This window comes from Acidimangrovimonas pyrenivorans, from assembly GCF_042643245.1.
GTDB lineage: Bacteria > Pseudomonadota > Alphaproteobacteria > Rhodobacterales > Rhodobacteraceae > Acidimangrovimonas > Acidimangrovimonas pyrenivorans.
Map to the genome: position 1 here is coordinate 69,863 of NZ_JBHRSK010000015.1, position 20,877 is coordinate 90,739.

Annotated in this window: 18 protein-coding genes; 7 read left to right on the top strand and 11 right to left on the bottom strand. The window is 70.0% G+C overall.

From position 1 onward, the window contains the following. Positions 1-330 precede the first annotated feature (330 nt). The 5 genes from ACFOES_RS16875 to coxB form a co-directional block, all read right to left on the bottom strand. On the bottom strand, positions 331-1,134 hold the full coding sequence (locus tag ACFOES_RS16875; RefSeq protein WP_377834537.1) for a cytochrome c oxidase subunit 3: 804 nt from the start codon (positions 1,132-1,134) through the stop codon (positions 331-333). Between the two features lie 19 nt (positions 1,135-1,153). Next, positions 1,154-1,741, bottom strand: a complete 588-nt coding sequence (locus ACFOES_RS16880; RefSeq protein WP_377834538.1) for a cytochrome c oxidase assembly protein — start codon at positions 1,739-1,741, stop codon at positions 1,154-1,156. Then, a complete protein-coding gene (locus ACFOES_RS16885; RefSeq protein ID WP_377834539.1) occupies positions 1,738-1,917 on the bottom strand; it encodes a hypothetical protein in 180 nt (59 codons plus the stop codon). Before ACFOES_RS16885 ends, ACFOES_RS16880 begins: the two co-directional genes overlap by 4 nt. Beyond that, positions 1,917-2,849 (bottom strand): heme o synthase, encoded by a 933-nt coding sequence (gene cyoE, locus ACFOES_RS16890; RefSeq protein WP_377834540.1) that lies wholly within the window; start codon positions 2,847-2,849, stop codon positions 1,917-1,919. Before cyoE ends, ACFOES_RS16885 begins: the two co-directional genes overlap by 1 nt. Before the next feature lie 67 nt (positions 2,850-2,916). Further along, the gene (gene coxB, locus ACFOES_RS16895) at positions 2,917-3,828 is read right to left on the bottom strand and encodes a cytochrome c oxidase subunit II (RefSeq protein ID WP_377834541.1); all 912 of its coding nucleotides are present in this window, start codon (positions 3,826-3,828) and stop codon (positions 2,917-2,919) included. Between the two features lie 190 nt (positions 3,829-4,018). Between coxB and tldD the strand changes: the two genes are divergently transcribed. Beyond that, positions 4,019-5,440 (top strand): metalloprotease TldD, encoded by a 1,422-nt coding sequence (tldD, locus tag ACFOES_RS16900; RefSeq protein WP_377834542.1) that lies wholly within the window; start codon positions 4,019-4,021, stop codon positions 5,438-5,440. 18 nt (positions 5,441-5,458) lie between these two features. Here tldD and ACFOES_RS16905 read toward each other — a convergent pair whose 3' ends face one another. Continuing rightward, complete coding sequence (locus ACFOES_RS16905) at positions 5,459-6,343, bottom strand: LysR family transcriptional regulator (RefSeq protein WP_377834543.1); 885 nt, start codon at positions 6,341-6,343, stop codon at positions 5,459-5,461. 95 nt (positions 6,344-6,438) lie between these two features. On the opposite strand from ACFOES_RS16905, the gene ACFOES_RS16910 reads away from it, so the two are divergent. Next, the gene (locus ACFOES_RS16910; protein WP_377834544.1) at positions 6,439-7,137 is read left to right on the top strand and encodes an NAD(P)-dependent oxidoreductase; all 699 of its coding nucleotides are present in this window, start codon (positions 6,439-6,441) and stop codon (positions 7,135-7,137) included. On the opposite strand, the gene ACFOES_RS16915 is transcribed toward ACFOES_RS16910, so the two are convergent. From ACFOES_RS16915 to ACFOES_RS16930, 4 genes are all read right to left on the bottom strand, one after another. Further along, positions 7,132-9,108: an oxidoreductase gene (locus ACFOES_RS16915; protein ID WP_377834545.1), complete on the bottom strand. Its 1,977-nt coding sequence runs from the start codon at positions 9,106-9,108 to the stop codon at positions 7,132-7,134. The two genes, ACFOES_RS16910 and ACFOES_RS16915, sit on opposite strands and share 6 nt — an antisense overlap. 76 nt (positions 9,109-9,184) lie before the next feature. After that, entirely contained in the window at positions 9,185-10,264 is a 1,080-nt protein-coding gene (locus ACFOES_RS16920; RefSeq protein ID WP_377834546.1) for a serine/threonine protein kinase, read from the bottom strand. A gap of 88 nt (positions 10,265-10,352) precedes the next feature. Next, positions 10,353-12,899, bottom strand: coding sequence for an ABC transporter permease (locus tag ACFOES_RS16925; protein ID WP_377834547.1), 2,547 nt, complete (start codon positions 12,897-12,899; stop codon positions 10,353-10,355). Continuing rightward, positions 12,896-13,591 (bottom strand): ABC transporter ATP-binding protein, encoded by a 696-nt coding sequence (locus tag ACFOES_RS16930; RefSeq protein WP_377834548.1) that lies wholly within the window; start codon positions 13,589-13,591, stop codon positions 12,896-12,898. Before ACFOES_RS16930 ends, ACFOES_RS16925 begins: the two co-directional genes overlap by 4 nt. Before the next feature lie 85 nt (positions 13,592-13,676). On the opposite strand from ACFOES_RS16930, the gene ACFOES_RS16935 reads away from it, so the two are divergent. The 3 genes from ACFOES_RS16935 to ACFOES_RS16945 all read left to right on the top strand — a co-directional run bounded on the left by ACFOES_RS16935 (position 13,677) and on the right by ACFOES_RS16945 (position 17,051). Next, positions 13,677-14,282 (top strand): arylesterase, encoded by a 606-nt coding sequence (locus ACFOES_RS16935; protein ID WP_377834549.1) that lies wholly within the window; start codon positions 13,677-13,679, stop codon positions 14,280-14,282. A gap of 212 nt (positions 14,283-14,494) precedes the next feature. Then, positions 14,495-15,901, top strand: a complete 1,407-nt coding sequence (locus ACFOES_RS16940; protein ID WP_377834550.1) for an FAD-binding oxidoreductase — start codon at positions 14,495-14,497, stop codon at positions 15,899-15,901. A gap of 115 nt (positions 15,902-16,016) precedes the next feature. After that, on the top strand, positions 16,017-17,051 hold the full coding sequence (locus ACFOES_RS16945; RefSeq protein WP_377834551.1) for an NADP-dependent oxidoreductase: 1,035 nt from the start codon (positions 16,017-16,019) through the stop codon (positions 17,049-17,051). 100 nt (positions 17,052-17,151) lie between these two features. On the opposite strand, the gene hemC is transcribed toward ACFOES_RS16945, so the two are convergent. After that, positions 17,152-18,114: a hydroxymethylbilane synthase gene (gene hemC / locus ACFOES_RS16950; protein ID WP_377834552.1), complete on the bottom strand. Its 963-nt coding sequence runs from the start codon at positions 18,112-18,114 to the stop codon at positions 17,152-17,154. 101 nt (positions 18,115-18,215) lie between these two features. Between hemC and hemE the strand changes: the two genes are divergently transcribed. Beyond that, positions 18,216-19,253: a uroporphyrinogen decarboxylase gene (hemE, locus tag ACFOES_RS16955; protein ID WP_377834553.1), complete on the top strand. Its 1,038-nt coding sequence runs from the start codon at positions 18,216-18,218 to the stop codon at positions 19,251-19,253. 245 nt (positions 19,254-19,498) lie between these two features. Continuing rightward, positions 19,499-20,848 (top strand): cytochrome P450, encoded by a 1,350-nt coding sequence (locus ACFOES_RS16960; RefSeq protein ID WP_377834554.1) that lies wholly within the window; start codon positions 19,499-19,501, stop codon positions 20,846-20,848. Positions 20,849-20,877: the final 29 nt, after the last annotated feature.

Below are 20,877 nucleotides of genomic sequence, written 5' to 3' on the forward strand. Positions count from 1 at the left end.
AGTGCGCCACCTGAGCCGGGCGCGCGCCTGCCCGTGGGATGGCGCACGCGACTGTCGAACCGCGCGCTTTATGGTAGCCACGCCCCTCCGCAATGCGAACGCAAGCGCGCGGGCCCCCAAAGCGCCAGCCCGCCGGGACGGGCAGGCGCGCGCCCGGCGGGTTTCACCCGCGCACCGGGCGGATCAGCGCTTTGTGAGGCCCCGCCTCCCTCCGCAAGGCGGCCCCGGACGCGCTTTCGACATCACCAAAGGAAAAGCGCGCGCCCCGAGGGGCCCGCGCTTCCGGGATCGTTGCTCTGCCCGGCGCAACGGGCGCCGGGGGCGGGGGTCTTACGCGGAGCCCCAGATATAGACGGCGCCGAACAGGAACAGCCAGACGACGTCGACGAAGTGCCAGTACCAGGCGGCGGCCTCGAAGCCGACATGTTCGTCAGGCGTGAAGTCGCCCCGCATCGCCCGCAGCAGGCAGACGAACAGGAAGATCGTCCCGATGATGACATGGGCGCCGTGGAAGCCGGTCGCCATGAAGAAGTTGGCGCCGTAGATGTTGCCGGCGAAGCCGAAGGCGGCGTGGCTGTATTCGTAGCCCTGGAAGAAGGTGAACATCAGCCCCAGCACGATCGCCAGCATCAGGCCGTTCTTCAGGTCCTTGCGGTTGTTCTCATGCACCAGCGCGTGGTGGGCCCAGGTGGCCGCGGCGCCCGAGCACAGCAGGATCAGCGTATTGATCAGCGGCAGGTGCCAGGGGTCGAACGGGGTGATGCCCTGCGGCGGCCAGGTGTTGTACATCGCCGGCTCCGTCGGCCCGCCGGGATACATGGCGTGCTTGAAGAAGCTCCAGAACCAGGCGGCGAAGAACATCACCTCGGACATGATGAACATGATGAAGCCGTAGCGCAGCCCGATCCGCACCACCGGGGTGTGATCGCCGTGGTTGCCCTCGTAGATCACGTCAGACCACCAGCCATACATGACGTAGAGCACCAGAGCCGCGCCCACGGCAAACATGATCCAGCCCTTGTCGTGCATGAAGAGCACGGCTCCGAAGAGCATGATGAAGGCCCCAACCGCGCCCAGGAACGGATAGATGGACGGCGGAAGGATGTGGTAGTCGTGGTTCTTTGCATGCGCCATGGCGATCCCTCGTCGGCTCTCAGTTTACTCGGTCATTGTCATTGGCAGGGAGGGGAGCGGCGCTCGCCTCCTCCGCGGGTAGTTCGGTTTCGTGGAAGGTGTAGGACAGCGTGATGTGGTCGGTGTATTTCGCCTCGCGGTCCTCGGCGATGGCCGGGTCGATGTAGAAGGTCACCGGCATCTGCACCCGCTCGCCCGGCTGCAGCACCTGCTGGGTGAAGCAGAAGCAGGCGATCTTGATGAAATAGGCCCCGGCATTGTAGGGCGCGACATTGTAGCTGGCCGTGCCGGCGATCGGGTGGTCGGTCGGGTTGTAGGCCTCGTAGAAGGCCAGCCCGGTCTCGCCGATGCGCAGGTCCATCTTGGTCTGCACCGGCTTGAACTGCCACGGCATGCCGCGCTCCAGCGAGCCGTCGAAGCGCACCGTGATCGTGCGGTCGAGGATCTTGTCCGAAGGCTTGGCGGCGGTCTGGGTGGTGCCGCCGAAGCCGGTGGTGCGGCAGAACCAGTTGTACATCGGCACCGCGGCGAAGGAGAGCGATCCCATGACGAGCACCACGCCGACCAGCAGCGCGACCGTCTTGCGGGGGCCCTCGAGACGCTTCATTTCTTCGCCCCCGCGGTCAGGGACAGATGCGCGGCTTTCTTGGCCTCGTCCTGGTGCTGGACCTTGACGATGGTCATGCCGAAGACCAGCACGACGAAGGCGATCAGCGTCAGGCCGAGGCCGAGATTGCGGCTCAGCCGGCGCTTGTGCAGCTCGTGTTCCTGGGCGATCGGCATCACCAGCCCCCCAGCCCGTAGCCATGCAGCACCGCTTCCACCAGGAAGGCGCTGAAATGGAGGAACAGGTAGACCAGCGAGAAGCCGAAGACCTTCTTCTCGACGGCATATTTGTCGGCCTCGGCCGTCGCCTCGTCGCGCCGCCAGATGCGCCAGGCGCCGGTCAGGAAGATCGCGTTCAGCACCAGCGAGGCCGCCAGGTAGACCGGCCCGCCGATCGAGGTGAAGCCGGCGGCCAGCGCCACCGGCGCCAGCAGCAGGGTGTAGACCAGGATATGGGTCCGGGTCGACTTGCGGCCGTGAGTGACGGTCAGCATCGGCACCTTGGCATCGGCGTAGTCGGACTTCATGAACAGCGCCAGCGACCAGAAATGCGGCGGCGTCCACATGAAGATCAGCGCGAACATCAGCACGCTCTCGATGCTGACGCCACCGGTGGCCACGGCCCAGCCGATCATCGGCGGGAAGGCGCCCGCGGCACCGCCGATGACGATGTTCTGCGGCGTCGTCCGCTTGAGCCACATCGAGTAGATGACGACATAGAAGAAGATGGTGAAGGCCAGCAGCGCGGCGGCGAGCCAGTTCGAGGCCAGGCCCAGCATGGTGACCGAGATCACGCTCAGCCCGAGACCGAGGCCCAGCGCCTCGCCCGGCTCGATCCGGCCCGAGGGGATCGGCCGGCCGCGGGTGCGGCGCATCACCCGGTCGATATCCGAGTCCCACCACATGTTGAGAGCGCCCGAGGCGCCGCCGCCCAGGGCGATGAACAGAACGGCCGTGAAGGCGATGAAGGGATGGACGGAAACCGGCGCGGCCAGCAACCCGACCAGCGCGGTGAAGACCACCAGGGACATCACCCGCGGCTTGAGCAGGGCGACATAGTCGCCAAAGCCCGCGTCGCCGCTTTGTTCATACGCACGGATGTCGGTCATTGCGTCCTCATATCAGGGCAGGAACGGATGGCTTCCCCTCCCGGAAGCCCTCCGCGCCCTACGCCCCTCAGTCGTTCGAGGCAAGCCGCAGCGGCATGGCCCCGGCCGGCGCCGACGGCGCGGCGCTGGCGAAATCGGTGGTCGGCTTCTTCGCCGGCTTGTTGCTGGCGAATTCCTTCTTGGCGTTGGCCAGCCACTTGTCGTAATCGGCCTGGCTCACCACCTTGACCTCGATCGGCATGTAGGCGTGGTCCTTGCCGCACAGCTCCGAGCACTGGCCGAAATAGACGCCTTCCTTCTCGGCCTTGAACCAGGCCTCGGCCAGGCGGCCGGGCACCGCGTCCTGCTTGACGCCGAAGGCGGGCACCGCCCAGGAGTGGATCACGTCGGCGCCGGTGATCTGCACGACCACGGTCTTGCCGACCGGCACCACGACCGGCTCGTCGACGGCCAGCAGATACTCGCTCTTGTCATAGCCCTTGTTGGCCAGTTCGTCCTTGCCCAGCATGAAGCTGTCGAAGCTGAAGCCCTCGTCCGGGTACTGGTAGGTCCAGAACCACTGGTTGCCGGTCACCTTGATGGTCAGGTCGGCCTTCGGAATCTCCAGTTCCTTGAACAGCACCGGCAGCGAGAACGAGCCGATGACGACGAGGATCAGGATCGGCACCAGGGTCCAGGTGATCTCGAGCGGGGTGTTGTGGGTGAACTTCGCCGGCGTCGGGTTGGCGCGGGAATTGAAGCGGAAGATGACATAAAGCAGCAGCAGCGTGACGAAGATGACGATGCCGGTCATGATGTAGGTCATCATGCCGTCGAGCCGCTGCAGCTCCTGCGCCACCGGAGTGCCCGCCGGCTGGAAGCCCATCTTGCCGTCCACCGGCTGGCCGATGATCTTGACGTTCTGCGCCAGTGCGCCGCCGGCAATCATCAGCGATGCGGATGTGGCGCCCAGGCCCGAGAAAATGGTCGAGAGTCGCATGTTATGTTCCCGTAGCTGTCCGCGGCGTTCACGCCTGCTTGTCCGGGCTCCCCCCTGCCGTCCTCCCGACCGGCGGTGCCCCGTTGTTTCTCTTTTTCGTGAAACCATATTACGACTGAATCGACAAGCAAAACGTCGCGGCGTAGTGACGCCGCTTGATCCAGATCAAAGACATATCGAGGCACCGCCAATGACCCAGGACAGCTTTCGCCCCTTCGAGACGCACCTCGATCAGGAGCGCGCCCTCGCCATCCTGCGCGGCGCCACCGACGGGGCCGATGATGGCGAGCTTTTCCTCGAGCGGCGGCGCTCGGAGGCGCTGGTTCTCGACGACGGCAGGATTCGCAACGCGAGCTACGACGCCTCGGAAGGCTTCGGTCTGCGGGCGGTGCGCGGAGAGGTCGCAGGCTACGCCCATTCGACGCATCTGACCGAGGCAGCATTGGTTCGGGCGGCCGAAACCGCGCGTCTGGCGGTCGGCGACGGCGGCGGAGTTCTGGCCGATCCGCCGGCCCGCACCAACCGCCATCTCTATGCCGAGACCGACCCGATGGGCGATGCCGGCTTCGGCGTGAAGATCGAGACCCTGCGCGAGATCGACGCCTTCGCCCGGGCGCTCGACCCGCGCGTCGTCCAGGTCTCGGCGACGCTCGCCGCCTCGCTGCAGGAGGTCTACATCCTGCGCCCCGAGGGCGGGCTGATGACCGACATCCGGCCAATGGCGCGACTAAATGTCTCAGTCATCGTCGAACAGGGCGGACGGCGGGAATCCGGCGGTGCCGGCGGCGGCGGCCGCGTCGGCCTGACGGGACTCATCGAGCGCGGCCATTGGGAGGAAACCGCGCGCGAGGCACTGCGCATCGCGCTGGTCAACCTCGAGTCCGTCCCGGCCCCGGCCGGGGTGATGGATGTCGCGCTCGGCAACGGCTGGCCCGGGGTGCTGCTGCACGAGGCGGTCGGCCACGGGCTCGAGGGCGACTTCAACCGCAAGCAGAGCTCGGCCTTCGCCGGTCTGATGGGCCAGCAGGTCGCCGCCAAGGGGGTGACCATCCTCGACGACGGCACCATCCCCGACCGCCGCGGCTCGCTCACCTTCGACGACGAGGGCACGCCCTCGGGCAAGAACGTGCTGATCGAGGACGGCGTGCTGGTCGGCTACATGCAGGACCGCCAGAACGCCCGGCTGATGGGCGTCGAGCCGACCGGCAACGGAAGGCGCGAAAGCTACGCCCATATCCCGATGCCGCGGATGACCAATACCTACATGCTCGGCGGCGACGCGGCGCCGGAAGAGATCGTCGCCGAGGTCAGGGACGGCATCTATGCCGTCGGCTTCGGCGGCGGCCAGGTCGACATCACCAACGGCAAGTTCGTCTTCTCCTGCACCGAGGCCTACCGGGTCCAGAACGGCAAGATCGGCGCCCCGGTCAAGGGCGCGACCCTGATCGGCGACGGGCCGACGGCGATGAAACGCGTCCGCGCCATCGGCAACGACATGAAGCTCGACCCCGGCATCGGCAATTGCGGCAAGGCCGGGCAGTGGGTGCCGGTCGGCGTCGGCCAGCCGACGCTGCTGGTCGGCGGGCTGACCGTGGGCGGCTCGGCCGCCTGAGCCTGCCCTGCCCCGCCGCTAGCGCAGCGCCTCGGCAAGGAAGTCGAAGACGACCCGCAGCCGGCGGCTGCGGTGGATGTCGCGATGGGCGACCAGCCAGACCGGGAAGGTCACCGGCACGAATTCCGGCAGGGCGCGGCGCACCGCCGGGTCGGCATCGCCCAGCCGGTCGTCGAGGATGCCCAGCCCCAGCCCCTGCTTCACCAGCGCCCACATCGCCGGGTAGCTGGCGCAGCGGAACGGGAAATGCGCCTCGGTCAGCCCCAGGCCGAACTGGTTGAGCCGCGCCATCAGCATCCCCGCGCCCTCGATGCCGATGAAACTGGCCCGGCCCAGATCGGCCGGCTCGCGCAGCGGACCGAGGCTGTCGAGGTAGTCCGGCGTGCCGTAGAGCCGCGCCCCGGCCTCGCGCAGCTTGCGGGCGATCAGGTCGGGTTCCTCGGGTCGGAAGTTGCGGATCGCGATGTCGGCCTCGCGGCGCAGCAGGTCCGCCGGGTCGTTGGCGGCGATGACCTCGATCCGGATCCGCGGCTCGGCCGCGTGCAGCCGCTGCAGGATCGGCGGCAGCAACATCGCCGCATAGGCATCCGAGGTGCTGATCGAGACCTCGCCGGCGATCGCCTCGCTCTGCCCGGCGGCGGCCAGCGACAGCCGCCCGGCCGCATCGCCCATCGCCCGCGCATGCGCGACCAGTTCATGCCCCGCCGGGGTCAGCCGCAGCCCGCGCCCGACCCGCTCGAACAGTGCCACGCCCAGCTCCTGCTCCAGCGCGTCGACCTGCCGCCCCAGCGTCGGCTGCGCCAGACCCAGCGCCCGGGCGGCCGCCGAGAGCGAGCCCTCCTCGGCGGTGACGAGGAAGGCCCGGACCCGGTTCCAATCGAAGGTGACAGAGCGCCAATCCATGCATTTATGCATAATATCCAGACAAAATATGTCAATTTCCTTTGGAATGGCGGCGCGCTATCCCCTGCCCGTCTTCGAAACTGAAAGGACGCCCCATGAAACGGGTCTGCATCATCGGCATCTCCGGCAAGCTCGGCCAACACATGACCGAACACGCCCTGGCCCGCGGCTACGAGGTCGTCGGCGTCTGCCGGCCCGAGAGCGTGGCCAAGCTCGACCGCTTCGCCGGCCGCATCACCCTGTTCCCCGGCCGCACCGACGATCGCGCGGTGATCGCGCAGGCGGTGAAGGGCTGCGACGGCGTGCTGACCGTGCTGGTGCCCTGGGGCATGCAGCACTACGCCTCGGGCACGGCGCAGGCGGTGCTCGACCTCGCCGAGCCGGGCGCCCGGCTGGTCTTCTCCTGCGGCTGGCACATCTCGCGCGATGGCAAGGACCGCTACCCGCTCAAGCTGCGCGCCTTCGTCGCCGTCTTCGGCGCCGTCGCCCGCTGGCTGCGGCTGGTCGACCTCAATGACCAGGTCGAGGCGACGCGGCGCATCTTCGCCTCGGACCGGGACTGGACCGTGGTGCGCGGCTCGGATCTCGAGGAAGGGCCGAGCGAGGGCCTGCCGGTCTGGGCGCGCCATGTCGGCGACCCGGTGCTGGCCTCGAACCTGACCCGGCGCACCGATTTCGCGCTGTTCATGGTCCATGCCCTGACCGACGACAGCCTGATCCGCGAGGCGCCGGCGATCTGCGGCTGCAACGCACCTTCGGCCTTGGCCCATGCCGAGGCCAGCACGACGCTATAGCCGCAGCCCCACCCGGCGGCCGTCATGGAAGGCGTAGGGTGCCAGCCGGGGCGCGGCGGCGTCGCCGATCAGGTGGACCTCCATGCCCTCCAGCGCGGCCGAGAGCGGATCGAAGGCCATGTTCGTCGTCGCCATCACCACCGAATCCGCCGCCACCCGCTCTTCGCTGCCGTCGAGCAGGCTGCGCAGCAGGGCGGCATTGCCGAACCACTCGGCGATCACCCGCTCGGTCAGCATCCGCACCCCGGCCCGGGCGAGACGGGCGCGCAACGGGCCGTCGGCCGAGGTCCGCACCAGCTCCTTGCCGATCATCGGGTCGGGGGTGACGTGGATCACCTGCTTGCCCATCTCGGCCAGGTGCCAGGCGGTGCCGCAGCCACGCCAGTTGCCGCCTTCGTCATAGACCAGCACCGTGTTGCCCAGCCGGGCCTCGCGCCGCATCACCTCCTCGGCCGACCACACCCTTCCGTGGCCCAGCCCCGGCAATTCCTCGGCGCCGGGCAGCCAGCGCTGGCGGCCGGTGCCGTCGGGCAGCGATCCGGTGGCTAGCACCACTGTGTCGGCGTCCGACTTCCGCACTTCCTCGGCCTCGAGATAACTGTGGCGCCGGACCGAGACGCCGAGGCGGCGGAACTCGCTTTCGTACCAGTCGATCAGGTCGAGGATCTGGGCCTGGCGCGGCTGCATGCCCGCAAGCCGGAACTGGCCGCCCAGATCGCCGCTCGCCTCGGCCAGCACCACCTCGTGGCCGCGTTCGGCCGCCACCCGCGCCGCCTCCAGCCCGGCCGGGCCGCCGCCGACCACCAGCACGTTGCGCGAGGCCTCGGCCCTGGTGAAGCGGTCGCCGCCCCATTCGAACTCGCGCCCGGCCGAGGGGTTGATCAGGCAGGAGATCCAGTAGTCGCGCGAGCGCCGGCCCCAGCACATCTGGTTGCAGGAGATGCAGCCGCGCACCTGCTCGGCCCTGCCCTCGGCGGTCTTACGCGCCAGGTGCGGGTCGGCAATCTGGCCGCGGACGATCGACACCAGGTCGGCCTGGCCCGAGGCGATGACGGCCTCGGCATTCTCGGGCGTGCGGATATGCGCCTCCGAGGTGACCTTGGCCTGCTTGACGACCCTTTTCAGTTCCTCGGTGAAGGGGGCGGTCAGCTTGTCGCCGTAGAGGAAGGTCGGCATCAGCCGCTCGAAATCGAGATAGCCGCCATGGCCGCAGGTGACGTAGTCGATATGGCCGGTGGCGTCGTGCAGCGCGACGATCTCGGCCAGCGCCTCCTGGCTCAGCAGCACGTCGTAGGCATCCGAGGTCGAGATCGCCATTCCGACGATGAACTCCTCGCCACAGGCGCGGCGGATGTTCTCGACGATGCTGCGCGACAACCGGGTGCGGTTTTCCAGGCTGCCGCCCCAGCGGTCGTCGCGCCGGTTCGACCACGGGGTCCAGAACTGGTCGAGCAGGGAATGGTAGGCGGCCCAGATCTCGACCCCCTGAAAGCCCGCCTTCTGGCAGCGGACAGCGGCGGCGGTATGAGCGTCGATGATCTCCTCGATCTCGGTCTCGGTCATGGCGTGGGAGCCGTCGCTGTCGTGATACGACGGCCGGCCGGACGGGCCCCAATGCGGGCGGAACGACAGATCGGAATCGCCGTGCTGACCGACGCTGTAGAGCTGCTGCAGGATCACCGCGCCGGCGTCCTTCACCGGCTCGGTGACGCGCTGGAAATAGGGGATGACGTCGTCGGTGCCGGGGCGGAAATTGCCCCGCGTCAGCACGGCGGTGGGATGGATCGGCATCGGCTCGGCGACGATCATCGCCGCCCCGCCCAGCGCCCGCTCGAGCAGGTAGGCGCCGAAACGGTCGCCCGGCAGCCCCTCCTCGGCCATGTTGGCGGTATGGGCGCCGAAGACGATGCGGTTGCGCAGGCTGTGGCCGCGCAAGGTCAACGGCGACATCAGGCGGGGGTGATCGGTCATGGGCGTCCTCCGGCTTGCCCGGCGATGCTAGGCCGAGGCGCCCGGTAACGCAAAGCGCATTGGCGACAGCGGACGGTCAGAAGGCGCCCTGCACCGACGGCCGGTCCTTGCCCGGCCCGGCCGCCTTGTCGTAGCGGTCCTTGAGATTGCGGCGCTGGTTCACGATCGGGGCCATCAAGTCGTCAAGCGCCGGGTCGGCGGCGAGCTTGGGTTCCAGCTCGTCCAGCCGGTTCATCGCCACCAGCTGCAACAGGTCGTCGCGCAACTCGCCATTCGGGCCGCGCGGCAGGGCCGGCACGGGCTGGACCAGCTCGGCCAGCCGCGCCGGCACCAGCGCCCGCAGCCGCTTGTCGCTCAGCCCGGTCTCGGCGAAGACGTACAGGCCGGTGCCGCCGGCGGGCTGGGGATAGGCGCAGATCGCCACTTCCGCGATCTCGGCCCGCGGTTCAAGCGCGGCGCGGATCTTCGGTCCGTCCTCGGCCAGCCGGTTGCCGCTGCCCTCGCCGTCGGACCAGTGCATCAGCCGCCGGGTGACGAAGTTGTAGACCCGCTTGCCGGTCGCCATCCAGACCCGCGACGGCCAGGCCTTGCGCGCCAGCATCTTGCGCTCGGCCGGGGTCAGCAGGTCGGGGGCGAAGGCGCGCTTCTGCTTGAGCATGTGGCGCATGTCCTCGCGCGCCAGAGTGCGGAAATAGCGGCCACGGCGGCGATGCCGCGAGGCGAGCTGGAAGTCGATCACGGCGGCGCGGCCGTCGGGCGTCATCAGCCAGTTCTGCGGCTTGGCGACATCGTTATGGGTGATGCCGCGGCGGCGCATCTCGCGCAGCAGGCGGCGGGCATCGCGATACCATTCCGGCCCCGCCGGCCGGGCAAATTGCAGCGGCGTGCCCGCGATCCAGCTGCGCAGCAGGGCCAGCCGGCCGACCCGGACCAGCTGCGGCGCGCCCGCGATCCCCTTCGCCGCGCGCAGCGCCCGGATCTCGCGCCGGATCAGCAGCCAGGCGATCGGCCGGGCCCAGAGCGGCGTATGGTCGATCCGGCGCAGCACCACAGTTGCCTCGGGCGCGTCACGCAGGTGGCCCGAAACGGTTTCGGAAAAGACGTCGCGCTTGTGCACCGTGACCGGCACGAAATCGGGAAAGGGGTCGTCTGGCATTCTGTTCCGCTGCAAGGCCCGCCGGGGGCATCTGACATTTTCGAGAGCTATAGCAGCTTTGCCCCGGCCCCGCCACGCCGACGGCGCCCTATTCCCGCGCCCGCAGCACCCGCGCCGGCCGCGCCGCCAGCGGCCGCAGGGCGAAAAGGAGCCCGGCCAACAGCGTCGCCAGCGCCCCGCCGGCGACGATGGCCAGCGCCGGGCCGAGCTCGAAGACGAAGGGCGCATCCATGACGAAGCGCATCACCGCCCAGCCGGCCAGCCCGCCGGCGACGATGGCGACGCCGCCCGCCGCCGCGCCCAGCACCGCCGAGCGCAGGGCAAAGCTGGCGAGGATGCGCGCCCGCGTCGCCCCCAGCGTCTTCAGCACTGCCGCCTCGTAGACCCGCGACCGCTCGCCCGCCGCCGCCGCGCCGATCAGCACGATGAAACCGGTCAGCAGCGTCGCCCCCGCCGCGCCCGAGGTGGCGGCGGCGATGGCGGAAAGCGCCTCGGTGACGCGGTCGATGGCGTCGCGGACGCGGATCGCGGTGATGTTGGGATAGGCGTCGGAGACGTCGCGCAGGATCGCCGCCTCGGCCGAGGGCCTGGCATAGACCGTGGCGATGTTGCTGTGCGGCGCGCCGGCCACCGCCGCCGGGTCCATCGACAGAACGAAGCCGATGCCGCCGGTGGCGAAATCGACGGCGCGGAAGCTGGTGATCGTCGCGGTGATGTCGCGGCCGAGGATATTGACCGTCAGGGTGTCGCCCAGCTTCAGTCCCAGTTCCTGCGCCTCCTGCGCGGCAAAACTGATCTGCGGCGGGCCGGAATAGTCCTTGGGCCACCATGTGCCGGCGGTGATCTTGGTCCGCGCCGGCGGCGTGGCCGAGAAGGTGACGCCGCGATCGCCGCGCAGCACCCAGTGATTGCCGGCCACCTCGGTCGCCGGCTTGCCGTTGATCCGGGTGATGATGCCGCGCAGCATCGGCGCGGTGTCGACCTTGCTGACCCCCGGGTCGTCCTTCAGCCGCTTGAGGAAGCCGGCCAGCTGGTCGGGCTGGATGTCGATGAAGAAATAGCTCGGCGCCCGTTGCGGAAGGTCGCGGTCGATGGCGCGGCGCAGGTTGCCGTCGATCTGGCCGACCGCCGCCAGCACCGCCAGCCCGAGCCCCAGCGACAGGATCACCGGCGCCGCCTCGCTGCGCGGCCCGCCGACGGCGCCCAGCGCCAGCCGCAGCGCGGTGCGGCCGTGCAGCGCCCTAGCCCGGGCCAGCCGCCGTGCCAGCCGGTGCACCGCCAGCGCCGCCAGCAGCAGGATCGCCAGCGCGGCAAGGATGCCGCCCACGCTCCACAGCGCCAGCGCCGGCACGCCGGAGAACCAGGTCGCCGTCCCGACCAGCGCCGCCGCCAGCACCGCCGTCGCCGCCAGGTAGCGCGGCCGCGGCCAGGGCCGGCGCCGGCCAGATTCGTCGCGAAACAGCACCGCCGCCTTCATCTCCTCGGTCCGGGCCAGCGGCCACAGGGTGAACAGCAACGCCGTCAGCAGACCGTAGAGCGCCGCCTCGGCCAGCGGCTGGGGATAGAGGGCGAAGACGGCCGGGAACGGCAGCGCGGCGGTGATCGCCGGGGCCAGCAGCAACGGCACCGCCGCGCCCAGAGCGACGCCCAGTGCCACGCCCAGCAGGGTCAGCGCACCGATCTGCATCAGGTAGCTGGCGAAGATCAGGCTGCCCTCGGCGCCCAGCGTCTTCAGCGTCGCGATGGTCGCGGTCTTGCCCTCGACATAGGCGCGCACGGCGGCGGAAATGCCGACCCCGCCGACCGCCAGCCCGGCCAGCCCGACCAGCACCAGGAAAGAGCCGATGCGACGGACGAAGGTCTCGACCCCGGGCGCCGCCTTGCGCCGGTCGGCCCAGCGCAGCCCGGTATCGCGGAACTGCGCCATCGCCTGTTGCTTGAGGCGCGCCAGATCGGTGCCGGGCGGCAGCAACAACCGGAATTTCGACTCGAACAGCGAGCCGGGCACCAGCAGGCCGGAATTGTCCAAGGCCGAGGTGGCGACGATGGTGCGGGGGCCGAGGCCGATCCCCGCCGTGGCGCTGTCGGGTTCATGCGTCAGCACCGCCATCAGCCGGAAGTCCTGCCGCCCGAGATGGAAGCTGTCGCCCGGCTTCAGCCCAAGCCGGTCGACCAGCACCCGGTCCATCACCGCGCCCGGCAGCCCGTCGCCGCCGGCCAGCGCCACCCGGATCGGCATAGCCGGCGCCAGCCCGACCGTGCCGGTCAGCGGGTAATTCCGGTCGACACCCTTGACCTGCGTCAGCGCCCGCTCGGCCTGGTCGCCATGGCCGACCACGGCCATCGAGCGGAAATCGACCACCGCCGAGACCCTATCGGCATGCTCGACCATGAAGGCGCGCTCTTTCTCGCTGGCGAAACGGTAGGTGAACTCCATCTGCGCGTCGCCGCCCAGCAGGACCGCACCCTGCTGCGCCAGCCCGGCCTCGATCGCCGAGCGCACCATGCCGACCCCGGCGATGGCGGCGACGCCCAGCGTCAGGCAGGCGAGGAAGATGCGGAACCCGGCCAGCCCGCCGCGCAGCTCGCGCCGGGCGAAGCGGGCGGCCAGGCGCAGGGTGCCGGGCGGGCTCATTCCGCGGCCCTCTGCAGCCCCTCTCCGGCGATCTGGCCGTCGGCCAGCCGCACCACCCGGTCGCAGCGCCCGGCCAGCTCCGGCGCATGGGTGACCAGGACCAGCGTCGCGCCGTGGCGGTCGCGCAGCTCGAACAGCAGCTTCATGATCGCCGCGCCGTTGGCGGTGTCGAGATTGCCGGTCGGCTCGTCGGCCAGCAGCAGCGCCGGCCGCGGCGCCGCGGCGCGGGCCAGCGCCACCCGCTGCTGCTCGCCCCCCGACAGCTGGCTGGGGTAGTGGCCCATCCGTTCCGCCAGCCCGACCGCCACCAGCTCGGCCTCGGCCCGTTCGAAGGCATCGGCCACGCCCGCCAGTTCCAGCGGCACGGCAACGTTTTCCAGCGCGGTCATGGTGGGAATCAGGTGGAAGGACTGGAACACGATCCCCATATTGCCCCTGCGGAAGCGGGCCAGCTGATCCTCGTTCATCGTCGTCAGGTCCTGGCCCAGCGCCCTTACTGTGCCCGCCGTGGCGCGTTCCAGCCCGGCCATGACCATCAGGAGTGACGACTTGCCAGATCCCGACGGCCCGACCAGCCCCAGCGTTTCGCCCCTGGCCACCGACAGCGTGATCCCGCGCAGGATCTCGACCGGCCCGGCATTGCCTTCGAGCGACAGGCGCAGCCCCTCGAGGCTGAGGATCGGGTCGGGCATCGTCAAACTCCTGCGGCAGCTCTGGAAGGGATATGGGGCGCGGGCCGGGCGGCGCAAGTTCCTTGCCGCGCTGAGCCTTGCCCTCGTGGCCGCCGCGCCGCTGCCCGCCGCCGCCAGGACGGCGCTGATTGCCTTCGGCGACAGCCTGACCGAGGGCTACGGCCTGATCCAGGGCGAGGGCTTCGTGCCGCAGCTGCAGGCCTGGCTGACCGCCCATGGCGCCGATGTGAAGGTGATGAATGCCGGGGTTTCGGGCGACACAACGGCCGGCGGGCTGTCGCGGATCGGCTGGACCCTGAGCGGCGCAGGCGACGCGATCATCGTCGAGCTGGGCGGCAACGACCTGCTGCGCGGCATCGACCCGGCTCACACCCGCGCCAATCTCGACGGCATCCTCAAGGCGGCCAGCGACAAGGGCCTGCCGATCCTGCTGATCGGGATGACCGCGCCGGCGAATTACGGCCCCGACTTCCAGCGCCGCTTCGACGCGATCTTCCCCGAGCTGGCGCGGAAATACGGCGCGCTCTACGTGCCGAACTTCTTCGCCGCGCTCGACGCCCTGCCCGACCGGACCAAGGCGATGAACGACTACATGCAGGGCGACGCCATCCATCCCAGCGCCGCCGGGGTGAAGCTGATCGTCGACGATCTCGGCCCGAAGGTGCTGGAGCTGCTGGCGCGCGTGAACTAGGCGTGCCGCCCCTGCCCGGCCGGGGAGGGGGCGCTGCCCCCGCCGCCATTGGCGGCTCCCCCGGAGTATTTGGGCAAAGAAGAAACGGGCTTCTTCTTTGGCGAAATACTCCCGCCGGAGGCTTCCGCCGCCCGCCGCTCTCGTCCGGCCGGGCCATTGACCGCGCCCGGCGCCGGGGTCAAGACTGCCGGCAGGTTGCGAAGGAGAGCAGGATGGAGCTGATCGAGGCGCTGCGGGCGGAGTTGGGCGAGGCGCAGGTGCTGACCGGGGCCGATGCCGCGCGTTATGGCCGCGACGTCACCGGGAAATACAGCTGGAACCCGCTGGCGGTGCTGCGACCGGCGACGGCCGGAGAGGTCTCGGCGGTGATGCAGCTGGCCCACGCGGCCGGCATGCCGGTGGTGCCGGTCGGCGGCCATACCGGTCTCAACGGCGGCACCTCGGCCGAGGGCGTGCTGATGCTGTCGCTGGAGCGGATGAACCGGATCCGCGAGATCCGGCCCGAGGCGCGGGTGGCGATCGTCGAGTCCGGCGTCGTGCTGGCCAAGCTGCACGAGGCGGCCGAGCAGCACGGGCTCGCCTTTCCGCTGTTCTTCGGCGCCCGCGGCTCGGCGATGATCGGCGGCAACCTGTCGACCAATGCCGGCGGCTCGAACGTGCTGCGATACGGCAATACCCGGGCGCTCTGCCTCGGGCTCGAGGTGGTGCTGGCCGACGGCCGGGTGATGGACCTGATGAGCGAGCTGCACAAGGACAACTCGGGCTACGACCTCAAGGACCTGTTCATCGGCGCCGAGGGGACGCTGGGGGTGATCACCGCGGCGGTGCTCAAGCTGGTGCCGAAGCCGCGCGCCTATGCCACCGCGATGGTCGCGGCGCCGTCGCTCAGCGAGGCGCTGGTGCTGCTCAACCGGCTGCAGGAGGCGACCGGCGGCGCCGTAGAGGCCTTCGAGTTCATGCCGCGCAGCTACATGGAGCGCATGGCGATCTGCCATCCCGAGCTGCGCCCGCCCTTCGGGCAGACCTACGACGTCACCCTGATGGTAGAGGTCGGCGCGACCGCGCCGCGCGACGTCACCCCGGGCCCCGACGGCACGGTGCCGATCGCGGCGCTGCTGGAGGAGACGCTGGCCGGGATGCTGGAAGAGGAGATGATCCTCGACGCCGTCGTCGCCAGTTCCGAGGCCCAGCGCAACGAGATGTGGCACCGGCGCGAACTGGCGGCCGAGATCACGCTCAGCCGCCACCCTCTGGTCGATACCGACATCGCGGTGCCGCTCGACCAGGTGGCGACCTTCATCGAGCGCATCCATGCCCGGCTGCCCGCGCTCGACCCGGGGTTCGAGACGATGAACGTCGCCCACCTCGGCGACGGCAACATGCATTTCACGGTCTATCCCACCTCGGACGATCCCGTCCTGGCCGACCGCATCCGCGAGGCGATCGAGGATGTCGTGCTCGAGCTGCGCGGCAGTTTCTCGGCCGAGCACGGGGTCGGACTGTCGAAGCTGCCCAGCATGCGCCGACGCAAGGACCCGGTGGCGCTGGAGGTGATGCGGGCGGTGAAGACGGCGCTCGATCCCAAGGGCATTCTCAACCCGGGCAAGGTGCTGCCCTGAGGCCCGACCGGCGCAGGACGGCGCGGGCGCTGCGACGCAGGGTCAAGCCCGGCGGCCCCTTGCCGTGTCCCGGCACCCTCCTATGGTGTCACCGATCCATTCAAGGGAGGCCCCGATGACCGAAACGATGAAACGCATCGTCCTTGCCAGCCGCCCGCCGGGGAAACCCGGCCCCGAGAATTTCCGGCTCGAGGAAGAACCGCTGCCGCAGCCCGGCCCCGGCGAGTTCCTCGCCCGGGTGATCTGGCTGTCGCTCGATCCCTACATGCGCGGCCGGATGAGCGCGGCGAAATCCTATGCCAAGCCGGTCGAGATCGGCGAGACGATGACGGCGGGCTGCGTCGCCGAGGTGATCGCCTCGAACCATGACGGCTATGCCCCCGGCGACCTCGTCGTCGCGCCGCTGGGCTGGGCGACGCACGGTATCTCGGACGGCACGCTGGTGCAGAAGATCGACCCCAAGGCCGGCGCGCCGCTGTCGGCCTATCTCGGCGTGCTGGGGATGCCGGGGCTGACCGCCTGGGTCGGGCTGAACGACATCCTCGAGGCCAAGCCGGGCGAGACCATCGTCGTCTCGGCCGCCACCGGCGCGGTCGGCAGCCTGGTCGGGCAGCTGGCCAGGCTCAAGGGGATGACCGTGATCGGCGTCGCCGGCGGGGCCGACAAGTGCCGCTACGCGGTCGAGGAGCTGGGCTTCGACGCCTGCCTCGACCACCGCGCGGCGGCGGATGCCAAGGAGCTGGGCAAGCAGATCGCCGCGGCGGCGCCGGACGGCGTCGAGTGCTATTTCGAGAATGTCGGCGGCAAGACGCTGGAGGCGGTGCTGCCGAACATGAAGACCTTCGGCCGGATCGCGCTGTGCGGCATGATCGCCTGGTATTCGGGCGCCGAGAACCCGGCCCCGGCGCCGGTGGTCTGGGGCGCGATCCTGCGCCAGCGGCTGCGGGTCGAGGGCTTCATCATCTTCGACCGCTACGACCGCCAGCCCGCCTTCGTCGCCGAGGTCGCGCCCAGGGTCGCGGACGGCACGATCCATTACCGCGAGACCGTGGCCGAGGGGCTGGAAAACGCTCCCGCCGCCTTCATGAAGATGCTGGAGGGCGGCAATTTCGGCAAGCAGCTGGTGCGGATCGGGGCCGACCCGGCCTAGGGATCGAGAGGCAAGGCCGGGGGCGCTGCCCCCGAACCCCCGGGATATTTTCATGAAGATGAAAGGGGGCGGGTTTTCTGCCCCTCTTTCGTTCCGCCTGTCAGTGGCTGCGCCAGTCGAAGAACCCTGCCGGGGCCTGGGCCAGCAATTCGCGGGCAAGGTCGGCGCCGAGGTCGGCGCCGTCGGAGACCGCGCCGCGACGCTCGCCGCTGATGACCTCCGAGCCGTCGGGGCGCAGGATCTCGCCGCGCAGCCACAGCTCCGAGCCGTCGAGCAGCGCCAGGCCGGCGATCGGCGTCTCGCAGGAGCCGTCGAGCGTGGCGAGGAAGGCGCGTTCGGCGGCGAGACGCTGCGCGGTCGGCGTGTCGTGGATCGCGGCCAGAAGATCCCCCGTGGCCGCGTCGGCGCTGCGCCGCTCGATGCCGATGGCGCCCTGGGCGACGGCGGGCAGCATCTCCTCGGGGTCGATGGCCGAGCTGGCGACATCGGCCATGCCGAGGCGGTTGAGCCCGGCCATGGCGAGGAAGGTGGCCGCCGCGACGCCGTCCTGCAGCTTCTGCATCCTTGTCTGCACGTTGCCGCGGAACTCGACCAGCTTGAGGTCGGGCCGGCGCTGCGCCAGCTGGGCCCGGCGGCGCAGGCTTGACGAGCCCACGGTGGCGCCCTCGGGCAGGTCGATCAGCCGCTTGACCGCGGGCGAGACGAAGGCGTCGCGGACATCCTCGCGCGGCAGGTAGCAGTCGAGGATCAGCCCGGCGGGCTGCTCGGTCGGCATGTCCTTCATCGAATGGACCGCGATGTCGATCGCGCCCGAGCTCAGCGCCTGCTCGATCTCCTTGGTGAACAGCCCCTTGTTGCCGATCTCCTTCAGCGGCCGGTCGGCGGCGATCATCGCGCGGTCGTCGCCGGTGGTCTTGATCACCACCACCTCGAAGGCGGCCTCGGGCAGGCCATGCGCCGCCCTCAGCCGGTCACGCGTCTCGTGGGCCTGGGCCAGCGCCAGCGGCGAGCCGCGGGTGCCGATGCGCAGGGGCTGGTCGGGGGTGGGCGTGGCGTTTGTCATGGCACACCTCTAGCCGTGGCAAATCGGCCTGACAATGCCCCGCCGGCTTGACACGGAGACGCAGAGGGGCAAGGCAAGGCGCGAAAGACGAGGAGGGACCGATGACGGCAGCCAAGGACAAGACCATTCTGCGCGCCCTTGCGGGCGAGGTGCTGCCGGTGCCGCCGGTCTGGATGATGCGCCAGGCCGGGCGCTACCTGCCGGAATACCGCGCCACCCGGGCCAAGGCGGGCGACTTCCTGTCGCTGTGCTACACGCCCGAGCTGGCGGCCGAGGTGACGCTGCAGCCGATCCGGCGCTACGGTTTCGACGCGGCGATCCTGTTCGCCGACATCCTGCTGCTGCCGCAGGCGCTGGGCGCCGACCTGTGGTTCGTCACCGGCGAGGGGCCGCGGCTGTCGACGATCACCGACGCCGCCGGACTGGCCGCGCTGAAGGGCAAGGACGACATCCACGAGCACCTGGCGCCGGTCTACGAGACGGTGAAGATCCTGTCCGGCGAACTGCCGGCCGAGACCACGCTGATCGGTTTCGCCGGCGCGCCGTGGACGGTGGCGACCTACATGATCGCCGGTCGCGGCACGCCGGACCAGGGGCCGGCCCATGCCTTCAAGGCGGCCGACCGGGCGAGCTTCTCGGCGCTGATCGACCTGATCGCCGAGGCGACGATCGAGTACCTGTCGAAGCAGGTCGAGGCCGGGGCCGAGGTGGTCAAGCTGTTCGACAGCTGGGCCGGTTCGCTCAAGGGCCAGGATTTCGACGATTTCGCGCTGGCACCGGCGAAGCGGATCATCACCGAACTCAAGGCGCGCCACCCGGGACTGCCGGTGATTGCCTTCCCGCGCGAAGCGGGCGAGCGCTATGTCGGTTTCGCGCGTGCGACCGGGGCCGACTGCGTCGCGCTGGACAACTCGGTCTCGGCCGACTGGGCGGCGGCGAAGGTGCAGGTCGACGGCTGCGTCCAGGGCAACCTGAATCCCAAGCTGATGGTCACCGGCGGGCAGGAGCTGATCGACGAGACCAGGCGGATCGTCAAGGCGTTCTCGAAGGGACCGCATATCTTCAACCTCGGCCACGGCATCACGCCGGATGCCGATCCGGAGAATGTCAACGTGATGCTAAGGGCGATCCGGGGCTGAACTGAGCGGCAAGGGCGGCGCCCGACCCTGGGTGGGCGCCTGCAACCTCTGCCACAGGCCAGCGTTCTCCGTCCGCCAGGAGCGCGATCCGCTTGGCCAGCTGCAGAATGCGCCCTCCCGGGGGGAGGGTCGGGCGCTGCCCGGCGTTGCCGCCGGGCGAAACGGGCGACCTGATAGAAGGCGCTTCCCCTTTGCCCCCTGCCCTGTCCCGCCTATATTTCCCTTCAGGCAAACAGGGGCCGCCGATGACCGCCGCCACGCCCGTTCAGGTTCCGCTCGTCACCGAGCCCCTCGGCATCTGGGGCTCGTTCAGGAACGCGCGCCGCAACCTGCTCGAGCTGATCCCGGAACTGGCCACCCGCCAGCCCATCGTCTCGGGCCGCACCGGCAAGCGCTGGCACATGGTGATGGACCCGGACTGCAACCGCCGCATCCTCAAGGAGCGGGTCGAGGACTACCCGAAATCCGACGTCACCAAGATGGTGCTGCGGCCGGCGATCGGCGAAAGCCTGTTCGTCGCCGAGGGCGCCCATTGGCTGTGGCAGCGCCGGGTCGCCGCGCCGGTCTTCAGCCATCGCAACATCTCGGCCCTCGGCCCGGTGATGACCGCCGCCGCCGAGCGAGCCAGCGAAAGGCTGGACAAGGCCGCCGGCCGCGCCGCCAACCTGCATGACGAGATGGTCACCGCGACCTTCGAGGTGATCTCGGACGTCACCTTCTCGGGCGGTGAGGCCTTCGACCGCGCCGGCGTCCACCGCGCCATCGACGCCTATATCGCCGAGACCGCCAAGGTCTCGCTGCTCGACATCATCGGTGCGCCGGAATGGATCCCGCGGGCCCGGCGGCTGTTCTCGACCAGCGCCATGCGCGAGATGAAGCGGGTCGCGGACGAGGCGATCGAGGCGCGGCGGGCGGCGGGGCACGCGGGCGTCCCCGACCTGCTCGACCTGCTGATGGCCGGCGAGGACCCCAAGAGCGGCCGCCAGATGACCACCTCGGAGCTGCGCGACAACCTGCTCACCTTCATCGTCGCCGGGCACGAGACCACGGCGCTGACGCTGGCCTGGGCGCTCTATCTCTGCGCCTTCGATCCGGAGGTGCAGCAGAAGGCCCGCGACGAGGCGCAGGCGGTGCTGGGCGACCGGGCGGCGACGGCGGAAGACCTGCCCGCCCTGCCCTATATCCGCCGGATCGTCGACGAGGCGCTGCGGCTCTACCCGCCGGCCGCCTTCCTGTCGCGCAGCGCCCTGGCGCCCGACAACCTGCTCGGCCGCGAGGTGCGGCCGGGCGACACGGTGATGCTGCCGATCTACGCGCTGCATCGCAATCATCTGCTCTGGCCCGACCCGCACCGCTTCGACCCCGACCGCTTCGCCGATCCCAAGGCGATCGACCGCTATGCCTACCTGCCCTTCGGCGACGGGCCGCGGATCTGCATCGGTGCCTCCTTCGCCGTGCAGGAGGCGGTGATCATCCTCGCCACATTGCTCGCCCGCTTCCGCTTCGCCCCGGTGCCGGGCCGGGCGCCCAAGCCGGTGCTGATCCTGACGCTGCGACCCGAGGGCGGGGTGTGGCTGACGGTGGAGAGGGTCTAGCGGCGAAGCCCGAGCGAGGCCGGGGGCTT